The sequence below is a fragment of the Pseudoalteromonas sp. MM1 genome (assembly GCF_030296835.1).
GTDB lineage: Bacteria > Pseudomonadota > Gammaproteobacteria > Enterobacterales > Alteromonadaceae > Pseudoalteromonas.
Genome location: NZ_AP027922.1, coordinates 3031792 through 3054565, shown reverse-complemented (window position 1 = coordinate 3054565; position 22774 = coordinate 3031792). Strand labels below are relative to the sequence as shown.

The window sequence follows — 22774 nt, the reverse complement described above, 5'->3', positions numbered from 1 at the left end:
GAGTGATTTACGCATCACGAGGTAAGCCTTTTTCGACAATTCTTATTAGGCGCTGTGTTTTACGAAGCTGCTCTCGTTGTTTATTATTTTGTTGCTTAAGCGCCCACTCTATATGCTCTTTTACTAGCTGCGAGCTAGACTCATGTTTGCTTTCTAAAGCGTTAATAATGCTAGGGCTAAAATCGGCATTGCCTAAACCCACCGCTAAATTACGCAACCAACGTTCGTGGCCAATACGGCGAATAGGGCTGCCTTCGGTATTTTTTAAAAATGTAGCTTCATCCCACGCAAATAGCTCAAGTAAGTCTTTATTTTTTAGTTGCGTACGGGGATGAAAGTCTTGCTCATCGGTAATTTGACCATAACGGTTCCATGGGCAAACTAATTGGCAGTCGTCACAGCCATAAATTCGATTTCCCAATAATGCACGGTATTGCTCAGGTATAGGCCCTTGGTGCTCAATGGTTAAGTACGAAATACATTTACGCGCATCTACCACATACGGCTCTACTATTGCGCCTGTTGGGCACAGCGTAATGCAAGCAACGCATTTACCGCAGCCTTCAAACGTGTTTTCATTATCAATTGGCAGTGGTAAATCAACAAAAAGCTCACCTAAAAAAAACCACGACCCAGCTTCTTGGTTTATTAATAAAGAGTGTTTACCTCGCCAACCCAATCCCGCTTTTTCGGCCAGTTGGCGCTCAAGCACCGGCGCAGAGTCTACAAATGGCCTAAAACCGTAATCGCCAATTTCTTGTTCTATTTTTTGGCCGAGCTTTTTTAGTCGGTTGCGCATTAATTTGTGATAGTCACGCCCTAATGCATAGCGGCTAATGTAGGCCTTTTCGGTGTTTTTTAGTGTTTTGGCAAAACTAGCATCAGGGGGCAGGTAGTTCATTTTTAGCGAAATAACCCGCTGGGTGCCGGGCACTAGTTCAGCAGGGCGAGCGCGCTTCATGCCGTGAGCTGCCATATATTCCATAGAGCCATGGTAGCCCGCATCTAGCCAGCGCTGTAATTGTGCTTCGTGTTTAGATAGGTCAATATCGGTAATACCGACCTCACTAAAGCCGAGTTCTTGGCCCCAGGCTTTAATATTTTTGGCTAACTGTTGGTAGTTTGGGGTTGAGTTACTCACACATATTACACACTTAAATAATTAGCTGCGTAATTTACCATATTTATAAAGCGCTGTTGAATGTTGCCTTTAAAATAGTAGTTAATTCACAGCTCAGCATTGTTTTGTAGTCGCTATTGCACAAAGCGCTTTAATTGCTGTTGCGTTTGTTGGCTAAGTGCATGTGATTGCTGGCTATTACTTAGCGCATGATCAATGGCGCTTTTAGCTTGCTCGCCCAAGGAAACAATTTGCTCTACTGATTGGTGAGTGTGTTGCTGCGCTTGCTCTAGCGTGTGCACCGCATCGGCTATTTGCTGTAGCTGCTGTTGGTTTTGTTCAAACTCACTTAGCATTGTTTTAAACCCTTCAGAGGTGTTACTAATCGCGCTTTGTGCGGTACTTGAGTGGCTAATTAACTGCTCACTTTCTTGATTGGTTTCGTTAACCAGCTCATTCATTTGGTTAATAAAGTCGCTTATTTGTCGGGTTGCGCCACTTACTTTTACCGATAATGTACGTACTTCATCAGCAACAACAGCAAATCCTCTGCCAGCTTCGCCAGCGCGTGCCGCTTCAATGGCAGCGTTTAGTGCCAGTAAATTAGTTTGATCCGAAAACTCCTCAACCATTTTTAAAATGCTGCGAATGTTTTCGCTGTTTTCTTTAAGGCCCGACACCGTTTTAGAAAACCTGTGCAGTGAGGTACCAATAAGCGATACCTTATCGACTAAGCTTGCAAGCTCTTGCGACGAGAGCTTAACAAAACCTAAGTGCTCACTGTTCACGCTATGCACGCTGTCGGTATTACTCACTATACCTTCTAAGCTTTGCACTATTTGGTTACTCGCATTGATAATAGTGTGGCTTAGCTGAGTTTGCTGCTCACTTAACTGCTGCGTATTTTGCATAGCAGTATTTACATCAACATTGCTTTGCTCGCTAGCTTTAGCGCTGGCGTGAGTTGTACTTAGTAAATCACTTAAGTGGTTGGTAAATAGATTATATTGTGTACTTAGCTCTTTAAATTCATCGAACGAAAATTGCGGTAAGTTGGCGGCTAAATTAGCTTCTTGTTGGTTAATGTTTACTAAAGTGTCGCACATAGCTTTTACAGGGCGAACTATTAAATAGCGCATATAAAAAATAGTAAAGGCAAAGCCCGCTACAATAACCAAAGTTAACAACCAAAATGCGCTAGTGCTATGCTGCTCACTTAAGCTTTGATATAACCAAAATAACGTAATGGCCTGAAACAAAAATACAAAGCTTAGGTTGCCCACAATTTTACGCGTAAGCGTATAAAAAAATGTTTGCTCAATATAATTATAAATTTGCATTACACCACTCATTTATTGCTTACCCAATTTCATAGCTAGATTATCGGCTAAGTTATCGTTAACTCAAGTAATAATGTTTGCTAAATATGTTTTAGAACGAGCAGGGTAGTTAGTAAAAATTCCATGCACCCCAATCTCTAGCATCAAGTCTATGTCTTCTGGCCTATCTACGGTGTAGGCGTAAACTTGCAGGCCTCGTGCTATGGCATCATCTACAAAGGCTTTATTTACAAAGCTTTTGTCTACATGAACACTATACGCATTTAGCTCTTGAGCAAACTGTGCATAATTTAATGGAATTGATGAGGTTAACGCGCCAATGTGTAACCACGGTAACCTATTTTTAAGCCAATGAATTTGATGGTGATCAAACGACGATACTAAAATTTTACCTTTAGTAATAACGCCTTTAGCAATATTGTTGTTTAAAATAGTGGCAAATTTTTCAAGCTCAAAGGTATGTTTAAGCTCTATATTGAGTAATGTTTTATTGTTATTCCAATCAAGTAATTGCTGTAGAGTGGGGATTTGCTCGCCGTTACCGGCATCCAACAGACTAAGTTGTTGCGCGGTAAAGTCGCTTACTTTACCGTGCCCGCTGGTGGTTCTATCTAGCCACGAGTCGTGTATGAGCATATAGTCATCAAGCGCACTTTGAATATCAACTTCAATGCCATCTACCCCTACATTTAACGCTTCTAAAATAGCACTTTTAGTGTTCTCAGGGTAATTGCCGCTTGCCCCTCGGTGCGCAAATATTTTCATTTTCTAGCCTTTTGAGTAATAGACCACGTTTCAAAACAAGCTGCACTGACTATAAGTGCACCGCCAATAAGTGTTAGTAGTGTTGGTCGCTCATGAATAATAACAATAGCCAGCAAAGTGCCGTAAAGCGGTTGTAAACACGCAATTAACCCCGCAGTAGCTGCCGACAAATGCTTTAAACTCGCTGCAAATAGCGAGTGCGGTGTAGCGGTAAAAATAATACCCGCCACAGCAATTAAAATAAGGTCGTGGTTACTTACCTCATATACAGGGACCTTAATAAATGCGCAAAGCATAACACTTGCCACTAAGGTTTGATAAAACATGGTTTGTGGGCCGCCATACTGGCTAAAAAAGCGCTTATGGGTAATATTTCTAATCGAAAAAAACAACGCCGAAACCACACCCATAATAACCCCTAAGGTGACATCGTCGCCTAAATTTGCGCTGGGTACGAGTAAATATATACCTAATACAACCACAGCTGCGCTTATAATATCTTTTGCTTGGGGCCTGCTTTTATTAAACAAGGGCTCTAAAAATACCGTTATTACTGGGTAGCTAAAAAAAGCCAGCATACCCACAGTGACGCCCGCCATTTGCATGCCTGCAAAGTAAGTAACCCAATGCATGCCTACTGCCACACCTAAAAATAACGCAATAAGGTAGTCTTTTGGTTTGTTTAACTTAATTTGTTTTTTTTGAAAATACAGCATAGCCAAAATTGCCATGCCAGCAATAGCGGTACGATACACCGTAATATCAATTGCATTTAACCCTATTAACTTTGCAAAAAGGGCGGTGCCCCCAAAAAGTAACACGGCAATATGTAAGTAAATCAGGCTTTGCTGTTGTGGCTGCATTTAAATGAGAACTCCTTTTTTTATTATCTTATCACTGGGGGCGAACTCACAGGATGAAATTTTTAAAACATGACAAATGTCAGCAAAGTTAATGACATTTCACACTCTTATTATTTTTTGGCTTTGGCATAGTTAACTTATCTTAATGGGAGGTGGCTATGAATACGTTAATTTTAATAAGTCTCGCTATTAGCGAGTTTTTAGAATCACTTAGCTTTAGTGTTTCAATAAATGATTACTTTATACTCATTAGTATTTTTGTGTTATTTATATTTATTAATAAAAATAATGTTATAAGCAATAACAAGGAACTAGGGGCACTGGCATGAGTACAACAAATACGCTTTTAAAGCCCAGTAATAAAAAGTTTTGGGAATACGCACCTTTAATTTTTACTGGGTTTTATTTGCTTCCCACGCTTTTTAACTTATCTAACTTGCCAGTCAATACCATTGTAATGAGCGTGGCGTTTTATATTGTATTTATTTTGCTTTACATAAAAGCCATGCACTGTGAAACAAAGCGTATAACAACGCTGTTTGTTGTTATGTTAGTGGTATGTTTTAGCGCCACATTTTATACCACAGGTACCTCTACATTATTTGGTTTTATCGCGTTTATAGCGGGTGAATCGTATGTTAAAAAAAGCAGATTATATGCTGTTTTTAGCCTTGTTTTTACAGTGGCATTGAGCGCTTATTTAGCTGATATAGAAAACATAAAATACTTTTTAGCCGGCACTTTATTAATTTCAGGAGCGCTGTTGGCCTTTGGGATTGCAACCCAAAAAGAGCGCCTGCATAAAATGCGTGAGCAAGAAAGTGCTAACCAACTTGAGCAGCTAGCCGCCATAGCGGAGCGCGAGAGAATAGCGCGCGATCTGCACGATATTTTAGGCCACTCGCTTTCATCTATTGCTTTAAAAGCTGAGCTTGCTAATAAGCTAAACCAAGGCGAGCGTTACGAACAAGCTAACAACGAAATAGCGCAGGTAGCAGAGCTGGCCAGGCAGCTGTTAAGCGATGTAAGAAACGCAGTAAGCGATTTAAAACAACTGAATTTAATAAGCCAAATAGCACAACTAAAACAAAGACTAATAGAGCAAGACTTTAACGTTAACTTTAATGTTGTATTAGATACTTTACCTCCCAAAGTAGAAGGGATTGCAGGGCTTATAATTAAAGAAGCGGTCACTAATTTATTACGCCATAGCAGTAATAAAAACTGTGAGATACGCATAGAGCAAACACAGCATCAGCTACATATAAGTGTGGTTGATAACGCACCTTGCAGCACATTAAATGCAGGTAACGGTTTAAATGGTATTAAAGAGCGCGCAGAGCAACTTAATGGCCATGCCACGTTTACCTGTGGAGATAAGTTTACTTTAAACGTAATGCTGCCAATTTCAGCTAAGGATTAACAATGATCAAAGTATATTTAGTGGAAGATCAAGCACTAGTGCGCGACGCAGTAGGGGCATTGTTAAGCCTTGATTTTAATATTGAAGTGATAGGCCAAGCCAGTAACGGCCAAGATGCCCTAAATGCAATAAAAGCAATGTCTGAGGAGGCATTACCAGACATAATTTTAACCGATATTGAAATGCCACACATGAGCGGTATAGAGCTAAGTGAGCAAATAGCGGCCACGTTCCCGTCCATTAAAATGGTTATTATGACCACGTTTTCGCGAGCTGGTTATATTAGGCGCTCGCTTGCCCTAGGCGTTAAAGGTTTCATTTTAAAAGAAGCGCCAAGTGATGAGCTTATCAATGCGCTTAAAAAAGTAATGCAAGGGCAAAAGGTGATAGACCCAGAACTTGCCATTAACGCCCTAGATGATGCCGACCCGCTCACTGATAAAGAGCGCAAAGCACTTAAGCTTGCAAGCGATGGCTTAAAAACAAGCGACATAGCTAAACAGCTGTTTATAAGCGAAGGAACAACTCGTAATTATTTATCCGATGCTATCGCAAAACTCAATGCCACTAACCGCGTAGATGCAGCGCGTATAGCAAAGCAAAAAGGCTGGTTATAATCTCGCTTATATTAAGTGATTATTAAGGCCATTAAGCGTATGTTTTAACAATTAATACGGTTTATTAAAAGTTTCATACGCTTTTACCTGTCTCATTTTATGTATATGGGTTAAAATACCTACATAACCAATTAACAAGATAGTGAATGTCAAACCAAGATCCAAATCTCAGCCGAGAACAAGAAAAGTACGAAAACCCAGTCCCTAGTCGTGAGTTTATACTTACTCACCTTCAAGAGCGTTCAAAACCAGCTAATTTTACGCAACTTTGTGATGAATTAGCTGTTAACGATACTGAACGCCAAATTGCATTTAAGCGCCGCCTTCGTGCCATGGAGCGCGATGGTCAATTGTATTTTAATAAGTTTAAATGTTACGCCCTAATTGACGAAGCCGGTTTAACCAAAGGCAAAGTAATTGGCCACAGAGACGGTTTTGGCTTTTTAGAAGTTGAAGGCGAGAGCAAAGATTGGTTTATAGCCAAGCATCAAATGAACATGGTGCTGCACGGCGACATAGTACTTGCTAAAGGCACAAAACGTGGTTCAGGCTCAAAATGTGATGCCCGCATAATTAAAGTACTTACCAACGAGCGCGCCCCTATTGTAGGGCGTTACTTTGTTGAGCATGGTATTGCAGTTGTTGTAGCCGAAGACCCACGTATTACCCAAGATATTATTATTCTGCCAGGCAGTGAAAATGGCGCGCGCCATAACCAAATGGTGCAAGTGCAAATCACGCAAAATCCTAGCCGTAACATGAACGCGGTAGGCAAAATTATTGACGTACTGGGCGAGCATTTAGCGCCAGGTATGGAAATAGAAGTGGCACTGCGCAATCATGATATTCCTCATGTGTGGCCAGAAGAAGTAGAAGAGCAAGTTGCACATTTAGGTGAGTTTGTTGAAGAAGCCGACAAACAAGGCCGTGTAGATTTACGCGACCTGCCACTGGTTACAATAGATGGAGAAGACGCTCGCGACTTTGATGATGCCGTATATTGTGAGCGTAAAAAGTCTGGCGGCTGGCGCTTATGGGTAGCCATTGCCGATGTATCGCATTATGTAGGTATGAACACGCCGCTTAATAAAGAAGCGATTGCTCGCGGTAACTCAGTGTATTTTCCTGAGCAAGTAATCCCAATGCTGCCAAAAGTGTTGTCGAACGGTTTATGTTCGCTTAACCCTAAAGTAGATCGCCTTTGTATGGTGGCCGAAATGACGGTATCAGAGGCTGGCAAGCTTTCGGGTTATAAGTTTTACGAAGCGGTGATGAACTCGCATGCGCGTTTAACCTACACCAAAGTAAATGCCATTTTACAAGGCGATGAAAAACTACGCGAAGAATACGCACCCGTTGTGCCACATTTAACTGATTTACAGCAAATGTATATGGCGCTTAAATCGGCGCGCCAAACCCGTGGTGCTATTGAATTTGAAACGCTCGAAACGCGTTTTGTATTTAACGCACACCGAAAAATAGAATCAATTGTGCCCGTTGTTCGTAACGACGCGCATAAGCTAATTGAAGAATGTATGATTTTAGCCAACGTATCGGCGGCTAAATTATTAGAAAAACACGAAGCCAGCGCCTTGTACCGTGTGCACGATGAGCCAGATCAAGAAAAACTAGGTAACTTTACGCAGTTTTTAGGTGAGCTTGGTATTCAAAGCACATTAAGTGATGAGCCAACACCGAAAGAAATTACCCAGGTGTTAGCCCGTTTAGGCGATCGTCCAGAGGCCGAGCTTATTCAAACCATGCTACTTCGCTCAATGAAGCAAGCGGTTTATCAACCAGACAACATAGGCCACTTTGGTTTAGCGCTGCCTGCGTACGCACACTTTACTTCACCCATTCGCCGTTACCCTGATTTAGTGGTGCACCGTGCAATTAAAGCGGTAATAAAAGCACAAGGTCAGCAAACATCGGGCGCATACGCGTATACCGACGACGAAGTAGACCAACTAGGCGAGCAGTGTTCAACTACCGAGCGCCGCGCAGACGACGCAACGCGTGAAGTTGCCGACTGGCTTAAATGTGAGTTTATGCAAGACCACGTGGGTGATGAGTTTAACGGGGTAATTTCATCGGTTACTAACTTTGGTTTATTTATACGCCTAGACGATTTACAAATTGATGGGCTGATTCATGTTACTAATTTAGGTGATGAATACTTCCAACATGATGGTGCAAAACACACCCTAATTGGCGAGCATACTCATACCGTTTACCGCCTTGGTGACAAAGTAACGGTACAAGTTGCTTCGGTGAGTTTAGATGAGCGCCGTATTAATTTAACGCTCAGTGGTGATGTAGCTCAAGATAGATATGCGCGTCGCCGTGGTACAGCTAAAGGAGCAGGGCGCGGTAAATCAAGCCATGCACCAGCAAGTGTAAGAGCGCAGCTTAAAGCGGGTAAAATCCCTGGCAAATCTCCATCAAGTGATGAAAAATCAAAGGGTGGTAAAAAGCCAGCGCGTAAGGGTAAGTCTGGTGCAAAGCCTGCCGGTAAAAAAGCCGCTGAAGCCACCACCAAGAAAAAATCGAAAAAAAAGGCAGTTAAAAAGCCTAAAAGACCTGGCAAAAATGCCCGCAAACGTAATAGCTCAGGAGCAAACAATACGTGAGTAATGAATTAATTTTTGGCTTTCACTCTGTTGAAGCAATTTTAGCAAAAGAGCCAGAGCGTTTTTTAGAAATTTATGCCCTTAAAGGCCGTGATGATAAGCGTTTAACCCCGATTATTAATGAAGCACGTAAATTTGGTATTTCTGTACAATTTATGCAGCGAAAAGCGCTAGATAACAAAGCAAACGATGAGCAGCATCAAGGCATTATTGCTAATGTAAAAGCAGCGCGTGTTTACAACGAAAAAGATTTAGATGAGATCATTGCCCGCGAAGACACGCCGTTTTTATTGGTGCTAGATGGCATAACTGATCCGCATAATTTAGGAGCTTGCCTGCGTAGCGCAGATGCGGCAGGCGTACACGCGATTATTGTACCTAAAGATAAGTCGGCCAAGCTTAACGGCACAGCACGTAAAGTAGCCTGTGGCGCAGCCGAAACCGTACCGCTTATTCAGGTAACAAACCTTGCACGTACCTTGCGTGAAATTAAAGATGCAGGCGTATGGGTTGTGGGCACTGCGGGCGAAACAGATACCCACGTGTTTGATGCAAACCTGACTGGGCCAATGGCCATTGTAATGGGCGCAGAAGGTGAGGGCATGCGCCGTTTAACGCGTGAGCATTGCGATGTGTTAGTTAAAATTCCGATGGCTGGCACTGTGTCTAGCTTAAACGTATCGGTAGCAACGGGTATTTGTTTATTTGAAGTATTACGCCAACGTAACGCAAATAACTAAGTTGCTGTATTATATTGCGTATTGGTAAAAACCTAACGCAAAATGAGAAAAACGCCGAGGTTTATTTAATCTCGGTGTTTTTATTTTTAGGCTGTTAAATTGGTATTAAACGTAGATTAATAGCCTAAGCGTAGGGCAATAAACTCAGCAAGTTTATCTACGGCGTGCTCCGACTCCCCCCCGCTTTTTATTAAGCTAATACCTATACTACCAAGAGCAGGTAAATGTTTACTTTGCGCCTGAAAATTAAGATCGCTTGGTACCGTACTTTTAGCCAGCATAGTAATACCTAACCCCTCTTTTATGGCGGCTATTAACCCGGTTAAGTCGGCATTACTGTATACAATACGGTATTTTATACCTGCACTTTTAAGTGCATCGGTAGCGCGGCGCCTATAAATACAGCCCTCAGGCGCGGTTACTAAAGTGACTACCTCATTTTTTGCTTGTGCTAGGTCGCCCACCCAAACCAGCTCATCTTGCATAAAAATAGGAAACTTGTCTGAATTAAGGCGCTCGTTAAGCGCTAAAACAAGATCAAATTGATCTTGCCTTGAAGCCGACAGCAAATGTTTACTCAAGCGTGATTTAACTTCCAGCGACACCTCAGGATAAAGCGAAACAAAGTCGCCAATAATAGAGGGCAAAATGCGCGCAGCAAATTCGCTAGGAATCCCCAAGCGCACTTTACCGGTTATGCTCTCTGAGGTGAATTGCTGCAAAATAGCATCGTTATACTGCATCATTTGTTTTGCCATAGGCAAAAGTAACTCACCGTACTGATTAAGCACCTGGCGCTGGCCTTGTTTTTTAAATAATTTATAACCGAGTAAATCTTCAAGGCGTTTAATTTGCAAGCTTACCGCAGGCTGCGATAACCCTAGTAGGTCGCCCGCTTTTGCAAATCCTCCTACCTCAACAACCATTACAAAGGTACGCAAACTGTCGGTTGATATGTTTTTCATATTTAAAATTACAATTTATATAGCCATATATATAAGTATTATTTATCAATTGATTAATAATTACAATTTGTTGTTGTCACAGTGGCGCAATATACTTTTGATATCAAAAATACACAGGTGTTTGTTATGACTTTTAACCCAATAATGTTTGCCCGCCACAGCAATGCTGCAAGTGCAGTTACTAATGCCGTGCAAGCTAATAACAACCTGGTTGTAATGGATTTTAGCGGCAGTGAAACCAGTGTATTTTTAAGCACTATTTTAGGGTTGGATCTTACTAAGCTTACAGCCAGCGGCTTAGGCCTAAAAGGCACACTTGATGGCGATTTAAATTCTGACTACAGCTTTGCTGTTTATTACTTTAGCGAAACCGCATTTAGATTTGTATTACCGCACAGCGCAAGCTTGCAATTACAAGCACTTATAAATGAGCAGCAACTTCGTTTTGATATTGACTATGTACTACGTAGTGACCTTGCCACTCTAGCGCTGTGTGGAGAAAACGCCTTTGATACCTTAATTAGCGCGTTTAAATTAACGCCAGGGCTGCGTTTATCAAACCCACAACTTTGTTATGGTGCGCAAAGCGGCGAAGTATTTATTACCGCCATAGATAAAAACGACGAACAGCACTTTGTGTTAGTAGCCAAACAACAAGAACTACTAAAATGGCAACAGCACTTACAAGCACAAGGTTTTGCACTAATGCAAAACCAAGCTGCCTAATAAATAATACAACGGGTGAATGTAATAACGTTTACCCGTTTTTAATCTATTTAAGCCACGCCCGCACAGGGTTAATTTAAAAGTGAAGGAATGTTATGACTTCTAAAACTGTACTACATGCTAAGCACCTTGAAGCAGGCGCAAAAATGGTTGATTTTCATGGCTGGGAAATGCCAATCAACTACGGCTCACAAATAGAAGAACACAATGCCGTGCGTACCGATGCAGGTATGTTTGACGTATCACACATGACTATTGTTGATATTGAAGGCGAACAAGCAAAAGCATTTTTACGTAAGTTAGTAGCAAACGACGTAGCAAAATTAACAGTCCCTGGTAAAGCGCTTTACACTGGCATGCTTAACGAGCAAGGCGGCGTAATCGACGACTTAATTATTTACTACTTTAGCGAAACGTTTTACCGCTTAGTGGTAAATTCTGCCACCCGCGAAAAAGATTTAGCACACTTAGCTAAGGTATCAGCCGACTTTACAGTAACCGTTACTGAGCGCCCTGAGTTTGCAATGATTGCTGTGCAAGGCCCTAACGCAAAAGCAAAAACAGCCACACTTTTAAATGCCGAGCAACAAGCAGCCGTTGAAGGTATGAAGCCATTTTTTGGCGTTCAAGTGGGTGATTTATTTATTGCCACAACGGGTTATACTGGCGAAGACGGTTACGAAATTGTAGTACCGAACGAGCAAGCAGCCGATTTATGGCAACAACTGCTAGATGCAGGTGTAGCGCCTGCAGGTTTAGGTGCACGCGACACGCTACGTTTAGAAGCAGGTATGAACCTTTACGGCCTAGATATGGACGAGAGCGTATCGCCACTTGCAGCTAACATGGCATGGACCATTGCATGGGAACCTGAAGATCGTGACTTTATTGGTCGTGACGTACTTGTTAAGCAACGCGCCGAAAAAAGCACACACAAACTTGTTGGTTTAGTGCTTGAAGAAAAAGGCGTATTGCGTAGCGGCTCAAAAGTAATTGTTGAAGGTGGAGAAGGGGTTATTACCTCAGGTACTTTCTCACCAACGCTTGGTTTTAGTGTAGCCCTTGCACGTGTACCGCGTTCAACAGGGGATACAGCCCAAGTAGAAATGCGCAAAAAATTAGTTAGCGTTAAAGTAGTAAAGCCTAGCTTTGTACGTAACGGCAAATCAATCATTTAAAAATTTGGTGTTATCACCCAATAATACCAATCATGTAGATTTATTAACCACTTACAGCGACGGATAAATACAGTGATAACAAGGCATTAATTTTGAGATGTAGTTGTTCTACCTGAGAAATTAATAACGATGTTAGCGCTTTATTTAGACCGCTAAGTGGTTAAATATTTAACTTGATTGGTATCATAACCAAAGGAACAAAATAATGAGCAATATCCCTAGCGATTTAAAATACGCCTCTTCTCACGAGTGGGTTCGCAACGAAGGTGACGGTACATTTACTGTGGGTATTTCTGAGCATGCACAAGAGCTGCTTGGCGACATGGTATTTGTAGAGCTACCTGAAGTAGGCGACGAAGTAGATGCAGGCGAAGACTGTGCAGTAGCAGAGTCGGTTAAAGCTGCATCAGACATTTATGCCCCAATTGGCGGCGAAATTGTAGCGATTAACGAAGAGCTAGAAGACGCACCAGAAACGGTTAACAACGACCCATACGGTGACGGCTGGTTATTCCGCATTAAAGCAACTGACGAGTCAGAGCTTGAAAACCTACTTAGCGCAGAAGACTACGCTAACACAATCGACGAAGAGTAATACTCTAAGTAGATGACAAAAGCCCCATTCACTGTTTTTGGGGCTTTTATGATTTAACGGCCTACTCCCCATACACAGTACGTAATTAAATCATCACATATTTTAATCAATACTAATTACCCGTTAGTATTTAGGATCATAGGAATCTAGACTCATGTCAAACGCCAAATCTCTTGAACAATTAGAGCAAAAGCAAGATTTTATTCGCCGCCATATTGGGCCTAGCCCAGCACAAGTAAGCGATATGCTAAGTGCTTTAGAAGTATCAAGTGTGCAAGAGCTGATCGACCAAACTGTACCTGCAAGCATTCGCTTAGAGCAGCCATTAACAGTTGGCGAAAGCCGTACTGAAGTTGAAACACTAAGCTACTTAAAATCGGTAGCAAGCAAAAATAAAGTTTTCAAATCGTACATTGGCCAAGGCTACCACCCAACGCACGTACCGCACGTAATTTTACGTAACGTACTAGAAAACCCAGGTTGGTATACAGCGTACACACCGTACCAGCCGGAAATTGCGCAAGGGCGTTTAGAGTCGTTATTAAATTTTCAAACTATGACCCTAGATTTAACAGGCCTTGATTTAGCAAGTGCCTCGTTACTTGACGAATCAACCGCTGCTGCAGAGGCAATGGGCCTTGCAAAACGCGTATCTAAAGCTAAAAAAGCCAATGCCTTTTTTATCGCCGACGACGTACACACACAAACTATTGACGTAGTAAGCACCCGTGCTGAGCAGTTTGGTTTTGAAATAATTGTTGGTAAAGCAGCAGATGCCGTTAACCACGACATTTTTGGTGCGCTTTTCCAATACCCATCTACATCGGGTGAAGTAGTTGATGTAACCGACCTAATTGCTGGCGTACAAAGCAAAAAGGCCATTGCCTGTGTTGCTGCCGACATTATGAGTTTATTACTATTAAAAGCACCGGGTAAATTAGGTGCCGACGTAGTACTTGGTTCGGCTCAGCGTTTTGGTGTACCTATGGGTTACGGCGGCCCACATGCTGCATTTTTTGCAACACGTGACGCTTACAAACGTTCATTACCAGGGCGTATTATTGGTGTATCTAAAGACCGCTTAGGTAACGACGCACTACGTATGGCAATGCAAACACGCGAACAACACATTCGCCGCGACAAAGCCAACTCAAACATTTGTACAGCGCAGGTACTACTTGCCAACATGGCCGCGTTTTACGCGGTTTACCACGGCCCACAAGGCTTAAAAACTATCGCGCAGCGTATACATCGCTTTGCTGATATTTTAGCAACAGGCCTAAAAGCTAAAGGTATCGCACTTAAGCACAGCACATGGTTTGATACGCTAACAATCGTTGGCGACAGTAAAGCCGACGTAATAGCACGTGCCATTGCACAAGGCGTTAACTTTGCTACAAACCACGATGGCGAATACTCAATTTCAGTTTCAGAAACCACAACACGTGAAGACGTAGCGCAGTTATTTGATATTGTACTAGGCGAAGGCCACGGCCTTAGCGTAGACAGCCTTGCAGCCGATATTGAAGCAAACGGCAGCGACTCTATTCCTGCGAGTTTAGTACGCGATGACGAAGTATTAACGCATCCAAACTTTAACAGCTACCACAGCGAAACAGACATGCTTCGCTACATTAAGCGCCTTGAAAACAAAGATTTAGCGCTTAACCACTCAATGATCTCGTTAGGTTCATGTACTATGAAACTAAATGCGACCGCTGAGATGATCCCAATTACATGGCCTGAATTCGCAAACCTTCACCCATTCTGCCCGCTGGACCAAGCAGAAGGTTACCAAATAATGATTAACGAGCTACACGACTGGCTAGTTAACATTACCGGTTACGATGCGGTTTCACTACAGCCAAACTCTGGCGCACAAGGTGAATACGCAGGCTTAATCGCGATTCGTAAATACCACGAGTCACGTGGCGATGCGCACCGTAACGTATGTTTAATTCCAAGCTCAGCGCATGGTACTAACCCTGCATCTGCGCAAATGGCCAGCATGAAAATTGTGGTAGTTAACTGCGACAAAAACGGTAACGTAGACATGGCCGATCTTAAAGCGAAAGCTGAAGAAGTGTCTGAAAACTTATCGTGTATTATGATTACATACCCATCTACACACGGTGTTTACGAAGAAACCATTCGCGAAATTTGTGACATTATTCATGAGCACGGCGGCCAAGTTTACATGGACGGCGCAAACATGAACGCACAAGTGGGCGTAACAAGCCCAGGCTTTATTGGCTCAGACGTATCGCACTTAAACTTGCATAAAACGTTTTGTATTCCACACGGCGGCGGCGGCCCTGGTGTAGGCCCAATTGGTGTTAAATCGCACCTTGCGCCATTTATGCCAAACCACAGCGTAATTAACGTACCAGGTACAAACATTAACAACGGTGCAGTATCGGCAGCGCCTTACGGCTCAGCGGCTATTTTACCTATTTCATGGGCTTACATTACCATGATGGGCTCAGAGGGCTTAAAACAAGCCACCGAAATGGCCATTGTGAACGCTAACTACTTAACACACGAGTTAAGCCAGCACTTCCCAATTTTATACCGTGGCCGCAACAACCGCGTTGCGCACGAATGTATTGTTGACTTACGCCCATTAAAAGAAGCGTCAGGCATTACTGAAATGGACGTAGCTAAGCGCCTACAAGATTACGGCTTCCATTCACCCACTATGTCGTTCCCAGTAGCGGGCACATTGATGATTGAGCCAACTGAGTCTGAGTCAAAAGGCGAGATAGACCGCTTTATCGAAGCAATGGTGTCAATCAAAGGCGAAATCGACAAAGTAATCTCAGGCGAATGGTCAATCGAAAACAACCCACTTGTTTTTGCACCGCATACACAAGCTGATGTATTAGGTAACGAATGGGATCGCGCATACGACCGTTTTTACGCAGCCTTCCCAGTGCCTTCGGTAGCTAAAGACAAGTTCTGGCCAACCGTTACACGTATAGACGATGTATACGGCGACCGTAACTTAGTATGTTCATGCCCAGCGGTAGAGACTTACCGCGACTAAGAGCAGAGACTAATATTTGAACTTTAATGGGTAGTAAATCCCATTAAAGTTTGGGAATTTATCAAAATTTAAAAAGCCGTTGCAGCAATGCAACGGCTTTTTTGTGTTTTGAAGAAAGTTAGCTAGTTGCAAAGGGAAGAGTAAAGGTGCCATCAGCTTTCAGCTGTCAGAATAAAAATGAGCTTTAAGCTATAAGTTTTAAGTTAGAGTCCCGTACATTACTACTGCTAACCCCGATACCCTAGGCGTAAAATTTTTTTCGCGCAAGTTTGTTAGAGTAAAGTTAAAAAGTAAGACATGTCTAAAACTATTGGATCAGATCAAGAGTGTTGATAGACTGGAAAAAATTAGATTTAACGTAAAGTTAACAGGGAAAGAATGTGTTCGTTTTAGAAAGAAATGAAAAAACAGGGAAAAGGGATCGTGCACAAATTCAGAGAGAGGTGTTTGATAGAGATTGGAGAGATGGAGCTTATCAACTTTCTAGCATATTTGAACAGTTTAAAGAGTTAGGGTATGGGAGTATAAGCTTTGTAGGGGTAGAGTACATTGATCCTTTACCAATTCTTTCTTTAAATCATTTGCTTTTTAAACTTATTGATAACAAATGTTCAATTGAACTGAGTTTGCCTGATTTATCAAAGAGTCAATCTTATGGTATCAACTCTTTTGGTAATTACCTTGTGAGTGAGGGAATTTTAGAGTTTTTTATTGAAACTTGTGAAAAAGCGACTGATGGTGAGCTTTTTTTGACTGTAAAGAATAGAAAAGTAAGCATAGAAGAATATATTCAAAATATAAAAAAAGTGCTTTATACAACTTCATATAAATTCAAACCTTATACACATTTAATTAAACCAATAAAATATGAATCATTAGGTACTGAAGTTCATGAAAACGTCTTGGAAAATATCGACGCAATAATTGATAGATTCGTATCAAACATTCTATCGAGAGCCATACATTCAGAAGTTCCTTCTGAATTCCAACCAATGGTCACTTATAAGTTGAGGACAGCATTAAGAGAGAGTTTACACAACTCTATTGAGCACGGGTTTTCTCTGCCCAATTCCGAAAATGATAGTAGTATTCCTAATAATGGTTTAGTTTCCTTTTATATTAGATACAGAAATGGTCTAGTTGGTAGCGATACTGAAAGTAGAGAAAGAATTGAAAGAGAGGCTGAAAGGGAAGATCTTGAGGGAAACGCTCCTCTTCCAAAACTTTGTAAGAAAATCATATTAGACAACCCAGGGTTTTTTGAGCTGTTTGTTTTGGATAATGGACAGGGAGTTGTAAACTCTTTGTGTTATGGAAAAGAAAGAAAGACTTTAAATAGTGTGATGTATGATACATTCCATGATGGTGCAAGTAGGAAAGTTATAAGGAAGAACAAAAACGGTGGGATGAATTTAATAGCCCAATTAGCTTCAAACAATCGTGATTTTGTTAGGGTTATTGATCGTGGGGAATGGTGGGGTTCTTATCTACCTCTAAATAGCCCAGCTTGGAAAACTAAAACAGCTGAGCAAAATGTTTTTATAAACGAAAACGATGCAAGAGCCCTTGGGTATGCGGTTCATTATAGATATACATGGACTGACAAAAATCAATTCATCAACGAGCTTAATAAAAATTGGAGTGCTCTAGCCGCAAATGTAAATATAAACTCTGTTTATCAAGATGAACATTCTAAAATTACTAAAGATATTTATAGTTACTTAGATTACAGAACCACTTTTAAAAGAGAGAGTATTTTAGAAAACGCAGTTAAATCTTACCTGCTTCTATCTAGTAGTTTAGATAGAAGTTCGATTATAAAGTTAGTAAAGTCAGCAATATCTATTCTTCCAAAAAGCACAAAGGAAATTGTAATTTCAGATATTGCTACACACGAACATATATTTTATCAAGAAGCTGTTAATCAACTTAAAATTAAGTCCTCTGTTACACAAATAACACTTGTAACCAACTCCTTACATACTATTTCTTTTAGTGCTGATACCGACGGAATTTTCACAAACGCAAAAAAAGATATTGAAATAAATGATTACCTTAGAAGGTTGAGAATAATAGATTCCATATTTTTAAATGAATATGTTAACTCTCATCCTAATGATTGTTTAATGATTAACGATAAGATTAAATGGTCAGAATTCAAAACTATTGTTGGCTTTCTTAATTTCTCAGATGTTTTTAGTAAGAAAGAATGTGATTTAGTTTTGCGAGCGTCATTAATGAGATTCGCTTATGGGTTTAAAAAAAATATTACATTCATCCCCATGGATAGCCTTGTCGAGTCACTTGATTTAAATGTAAGTAATGAAGATTCATTTAATAGCCAAGATAAATCAATAAAGATAAATCTAGGTAGTGTGTTAGTCTCTGGTAAAACAGCGAAGATAAAAAGCAAATCAAAAGGTGATGAAGCTATTTATTTCTTTATTCATCCCTCTAGTGGACAAAATAAACCTCATTTGTTCACATGGGAGTGGAGTGTAACATCACAAGACGAAAACGTTTCTTTCTATAGAATAGGAAATACGCCGCATATCGCAAGACATGGTTGGAAATCTTTTATAGTCCCAAGATATACGGAAGATGGTGAGAATGTATATGTTCAGAATTCAGCTAAGCAATATTTGGAACTGCAGAATTATGCAAGACCGATTGCTAAACTGGGGCACTGGAAATATGGAAGCAACCATGACTTTATTGGATTAAATTTAATAAAGTCATTCGACTTTGGTTCAGATCACATAGGTTTTAATCATGACAGCAATCTCGCTACATACTTCTGTTATACGATATTTAAGCTTTTTAAATTAACTTTACGAGATCTCAATGAGGATGGGAAATCTGTTTTTAGAAAAGGCAAGGAGAGTGAAGGTTTTAACGATCATTTAATTAAAATACCGGTTGGTAATTCCCCAATCTTGGTATATCCGCAACATTCTAATACTCAATATATGATTAATTACGTGCTTAATTTAATTGATTCGTTAGAGCTTGTTGCGCATTTGCAAAAATTCATTTTCCCTGTAGTGAAAACAAAAAAGAACATAAATAATTCAGCATTTCAACTTTCTGGAATTACTCATGAGAGGTTCATTAGTTTACATGATACCTTAGATAGCTCAAAGATAACCGCTGTTATATTTGATGATGCAATCATAACCTCAAGGACATATAACAATATTAAATATGCACTGCGAGGTGTTGGAATCAATAGGATTCTCCCATTTTGGCTAGTAAACAGAAGTAGACTTTCACAATCAAGAAATTTGAAAAAATCAACGACCTTTACTCGACTTGACATACCAATACTAGGTCAAAAAGATTCATGCTCTTTCTGCAAAGTACTTGCGGTTGCTGAGAGGATTAAAAATTATATTTCTGTACCTGAGTTTGTTGCAAGAGTTGAGGATTGGCTTTCTAGCTGGTCTGTTAAGGATATACAAAAGGAGTGGGGAGATGCAGAAATTGAGCCTCTTTTCGTTGAGTTAACAGAAAATATACAAAGGTTTTCCATAGACCCTGTAACAGGTGAACAGTTGGGAAAGTGTCCAGAAAACAACTCTATAAAAATTACTAATACCTTAGGCTTAATTAGTTGGATAACAGAGCTTCATTCTATAACAGGAAGAGAAGATCTAGCCCTGAAAGTCATTTCTGAGGAAACACTAACAGATAAGGTAAAGATTCAGCTTTTAACCAGTCAATTATTTTATTTTTATGGTGAATTCGAGAGTTACACTTCAATAAAATATGCTGTAGCTCTTTTGGAAAGTTGCCACAGTCTAAATCGAGAGGATGAATACACATCACTATCTGTCTTATGCCTATTACTTCTTTCAAAAGATGAGTTGTTTGAAGTTTTATCACAGTGGCTCAAAACTATTAATAACGGACAGATATTTAGCTGGGCAACAAGAGACTTAAAAATTTTACTCGCTTATGCTAACAGGCTCGGCTTTAACCCAAGTGAGTGGAGTTATGCTAATGAGTTGAATCGTGCTGTAAGTTCTCTCTATCGCCCTGAAAACCTTATGAGTTGGCTTTGGAGATTTCATAATGAATCAATGGACGAAAGAGGCAAGCACCATACATCAATTATAGCTCAAATAGTAAATCAACCTGTCACTTACAAAAATTTAATCGACGAGTTAGATATATCTTTGAGTTTTTTAGATTGCTTCCTGAGGGAAAGAATAATTGAGTCGCTGGTTATTGATAGAGAAAAGTATATTGAGATAAGTAAAGAAGCTGAAAAACTACTTATTAAGTGTACACAATTACACCATCTTCAAAGTAAAGTATTGAAGTCACGCTCATTTGGTCAAAGGCCGAAAATTGGTGAGCTAGTGTGTTTTTTAGGTGAGTTACAAACTAAATTATTTGAACTCCACAAAGTTTGCTTCGTGAAAATACCACTTGATTCTAAAATGCTTTTTGAAAAAGGACTATTAAATACTACTCGAGATTATTTCAAACAAACTTTTTCTGATATGAAAGGTAGCTTTGGGCAAGAGATAAAGTTTCAACAGGCGATTAATAAATCCAACTTAACGCAAGTTGATAAGTGGTGCATATCTAATGAATATCAAGAGCTTTATTGTTATTACGATGTAAACGTTCTATTTATTCTTAAAGCCATTTTTGGAAATATCACTAAGCATGCGCGAGGTAAGCTTCTTTGCGTAAATGAATATCTCAATAAAGATGACTTTGAGTTATCTGATCCCAAATTGGATGAAGTTCATTTTCTTTGTGAGCATAAAATCATACCAGAAGACGGCACATACCAGATTAGTGTTGTAAATGCGGTGAGTGATGTAGAATCTGCGACGTCGGATAAGTCAAAGTTTCAGCGAACATTAAGCACAATAAGGGATATAGGCGGTGAAGCATTTATAGAATGTGATAGCAAATGTTTTAATGTAATTATCAAATTAAGATTAGTACACGGATTAGAAGGAATATAAGTATGTCACCTCAAATAAAAGTGCTTGTTGTCGATGATCACCTTAAAGCGCACAAGGAGCTGTTTGATTCGTTTTTGAACGCACCTGATTTCTCAGTAAAATATTGTTTCACGGCAGATGACTTTGTAAACGCGGCTATAGAGTCTTATGACGTAGTTTTATTAGATATAAACTTAGATCTATGGAAGCTTACCTACGAGAAAGCTCTACAAATAATTGGTGAGAGCGCGCCAATTGCTCTAACTTCTACTGCTTTCAAAGAATCCTTTACAACTAAAAAGCTGCAAGAAGGACGCTGGTCGCATCCAGAAAGTAAAATTATTCAAGTTTTTGATATGCGATTACTTACAATTGGTGTAGATAAAGGGGAGATAAATAAATCTTCAGCCAATACTTTTTCAGAAATATTGCGAGCTTTAATTCAACCAAAAGAGTTATTAGATAAGGCAAATAACAAAGAAATAACCTTGCTACATATTTCAGACCCACAGTACGGAGATCCAGGAACTGATGATTGGTCAATTTTATTAGAGCAGCAAATTGGAGACTACCTAAAGGAAAATCTATATGACCCTGATATAATGGTCATCAGTGGAGACATAGCATTTAGCGGGAAGAAAGAAGAGTATGAAATAGCCAAAGTTGAGTTAAGAAAACTTTTAGAGGCTACATCACTTCAAAACAACTTAAACTCTTTAGTGTTGGTTCCTGGGAATCACGATGTTGATTTTAGAATGTCATCCGTTCCAAGTCTAGATAGTTCATTTGATAAAACAAACAATTCTGTCCAAGTAACTCAAAATAGCTATATTCATGGTGGAAATAGTGTATTTGGTATGGCACTTTTTAGGAAGTTTGCCTACGAATTAACAACGGATCCTAAGTGGATTCTCTCAGAGAATCTATCTTGGGTGAATGACAAGCTTAGCCATATTGGTCTTCGTTTTATTCATCTAAATACAGCTGATCAAATATCAACCAGTAATATCAACGTGCCTTCACTTGATACTATAACTACTAATCAGATATCAGATGAGTTGAGAAAAGATAATAACTTTTTCACAATAGCTGTTTCTCATCATGGCCCTGCCGAAAAAGACTATGCTAATGGAGATCATCTTAGTGAAGACTGGTCAAGGGTTAGTCAGTTATTCAAAGCTGGACGAGTTCAAATGTGGTTGCATGGACATGGACATGCTCGACTAACATTAGTACAGTCCTTGCTAGGGAAGCCAAGTGAAAGTAAAGACCTATCCGAAGAAAATAACCGCCCTCATAGGCTTCAAACGAATGAAGTAGTACGTGTCATGGCGCCATCTAGTCACCTTAACTCGACAAAAAGAGCAGTGGGAGAAAGGCGAGGTTTTAATATAGTAAAACTCAAAAGGTTGGACGATGGGACTATCAATAAAATTGAAATTATACACTTTGAAGTTACTGATGAAGGAATTAAAGAAGTGCCTGATAAAACAGCACAAGTAGTGACTAGAAGAAATGGTTCAAGATACAACTGATGTGTACTAGCTCAGACTTGATCTGACAGTTACCCGTTTTTTAATCGGTGACTGTCAGTTTAGATTTGAGCTAAATTTTTCTCAGCCCAGATCAATTTTCCATCTATTAAAGTTTCTAATGGCGTTCTGCCACAGCATATTTTTCCTTGATGAGTTCGGTCATTATTATAATAAATCATCCATTCGTCCAGATCCTCTTGCAATTCCTCTAATGGGGACCATTGGGGTCAAATCTTGACTTCAGACTTCAAAGGTCTAGATTTATAG

Annotated in this window: 16 protein-coding genes and 1 pseudogene; 11 read left to right on the top strand and 6 right to left on the bottom strand. The window is 40.2% G+C overall.

Annotated features, from left to right (window positions below; translation table 11 throughout):
* Positions 1-7: 7 nt before the first annotated feature.
* The 4 genes from queG to QUE46_RS13700 form a co-directional block, all read right to left on the bottom strand.
* Positions 8-1141, bottom strand: coding sequence for a tRNA epoxyqueuosine(34) reductase QueG (gene queG / locus QUE46_RS13715; RefSeq protein ID WP_286245244.1), 1134 nt, complete (start codon positions 1139-1141; stop codon positions 8-10).
* 113 nt (positions 1142-1254) lie between these two features.
* On the bottom strand, positions 1255-2472 hold the full coding sequence (locus QUE46_RS13710; RefSeq protein WP_286245243.1) for a methyl-accepting chemotaxis protein: 1218 nt from the start codon (positions 2470-2472) through the stop codon (positions 1255-1257).
* Between the two features lie 51 nt (positions 2473-2523).
* Entirely contained in the window at positions 2524-3225 is a 702-nt protein-coding gene (locus tag QUE46_RS13705) for a glycerophosphodiester phosphodiesterase family protein (protein ID WP_286245242.1), read from the bottom strand.
* On the bottom strand, positions 3222-4088 hold the full coding sequence (locus QUE46_RS13700; RefSeq protein ID WP_286245241.1) for a DMT family transporter: 867 nt from the start codon (positions 4086-4088) through the stop codon (positions 3222-3224). Before QUE46_RS13700 ends, QUE46_RS13705 begins: the two co-directional genes overlap by 4 nt.
* 158 nt (positions 4089-4246) lie before the next feature.
* Here QUE46_RS13700 and QUE46_RS13695 point away from each other — a divergent pair, with 158 nt between their 5' ends.
* From QUE46_RS13695 to rlmB, 5 genes are all read left to right on the top strand, one after another.
* Positions 4247-4417, top strand: coding sequence for a hypothetical protein (locus tag QUE46_RS13695; protein WP_286245240.1), 171 nt, complete (start codon positions 4247-4249; stop codon positions 4415-4417).
* Positions 4414-5511 carry a sensor histidine kinase gene (locus tag QUE46_RS13690; RefSeq protein WP_286245239.1) on the top strand — a complete coding sequence of 366 codons (1098 nt, stop codon included), beginning with the start codon at positions 4414-4416 and terminating at the stop codon, positions 5509-5511. The genes QUE46_RS13695 and QUE46_RS13690 overlap by 4 nt, the downstream gene beginning before the upstream one ends.
* A 2-nt stretch (positions 5512-5513) precedes the next feature.
* On the top strand, positions 5514-6128 hold the full coding sequence (locus QUE46_RS13685; protein ID WP_286245237.1) for a DNA-binding response regulator: 615 nt from the start codon (positions 5514-5516) through the stop codon (positions 6126-6128).
* 146 nt (positions 6129-6274) lie between these two features.
* Positions 6275-8758, top strand: a complete 2484-nt coding sequence (gene rnr / locus QUE46_RS13680) for a ribonuclease R (RefSeq protein WP_286245236.1) — start codon at positions 6275-6277, stop codon at positions 8756-8758.
* Positions 8755-9498 (top strand): 23S rRNA (guanosine(2251)-2'-O)-methyltransferase RlmB, encoded by a 744-nt coding sequence (rlmB, locus tag QUE46_RS13675; RefSeq protein ID WP_273587177.1) that lies wholly within the window; start codon positions 8755-8757, stop codon positions 9496-9498. The genes rnr and rlmB overlap by 4 nt, the downstream gene beginning before the upstream one ends.
* Before the next feature lie 116 nt (positions 9499-9614).
* On the opposite strand, the gene QUE46_RS13670 is transcribed toward rlmB, so the two are convergent.
* Positions 9615-10463 carry a LysR family transcriptional regulator gene (locus tag QUE46_RS13670; RefSeq protein WP_286245235.1) on the bottom strand — a complete coding sequence of 283 codons (849 nt, stop codon included), beginning with the start codon at positions 10461-10463 and terminating at the stop codon, positions 9615-9617.
* Between the two features lie 126 nt (positions 10464-10589).
* Here QUE46_RS13670 and QUE46_RS13665 point away from each other — a divergent pair, with 126 nt between their 5' ends.
* The 6 genes from QUE46_RS13665 (at position 10590) to QUE46_RS13640 (ending at position 22507) form a co-directional block, all read left to right on the top strand.
* The gene (locus tag QUE46_RS13665) at positions 10590-11189 is read left to right on the top strand and encodes a hypothetical protein (protein ID WP_286245234.1); all 600 of its coding nucleotides are present in this window, start codon (positions 10590-10592) and stop codon (positions 11187-11189) included.
* Positions 11190-11284: 95 nt separating this feature from the next.
* A complete protein-coding gene (gcvT, locus tag QUE46_RS13660; protein ID WP_286245233.1) occupies positions 11285-12367 on the top strand; it encodes a glycine cleavage system aminomethyltransferase GcvT in 1083 nt (360 codons plus the stop codon).
* A gap of 205 nt (positions 12368-12572) precedes the next feature.
* Positions 12573-12962, top strand: a complete 390-nt coding sequence (gene gcvH, locus QUE46_RS13655; protein WP_055017488.1) for a glycine cleavage system protein GcvH — start codon at positions 12573-12575, stop codon at positions 12960-12962.
* Between the two features lie 154 nt (positions 12963-13116).
* Complete coding sequence (gene gcvP / locus QUE46_RS13650; RefSeq protein WP_286245232.1) at positions 13117-16008, top strand: aminomethyl-transferring glycine dehydrogenase; 2892 nt, start codon at positions 13117-13119, stop codon at positions 16006-16008.
* A gap of 380 nt (positions 16009-16388) precedes the next feature.
* Positions 16389-20993, top strand: coding sequence for a hypothetical protein (locus QUE46_RS13645; RefSeq protein WP_286245231.1), 4605 nt, complete (start codon positions 16389-16391; stop codon positions 20991-20993).
* Positions 20994-20995: 2 nt separating this feature from the next.
* Positions 20996-22507 carry a metallophosphoesterase gene (locus tag QUE46_RS13640; RefSeq protein WP_286245230.1) on the top strand — a complete coding sequence of 504 codons (1512 nt, stop codon included), beginning with the start codon at positions 20996-20998 and terminating at the stop codon, positions 22505-22507.
* Between the two features lie 59 nt (positions 22508-22566).
* Here QUE46_RS13640 and QUE46_RS13635 read toward each other — a convergent pair.
* Positions 22567-22728: pseudogene (locus QUE46_RS13635) on the bottom strand (IS481 family transposase); the annotation flags it as partial.
* Positions 22729-22774: the final 46 nt, after the last annotated feature.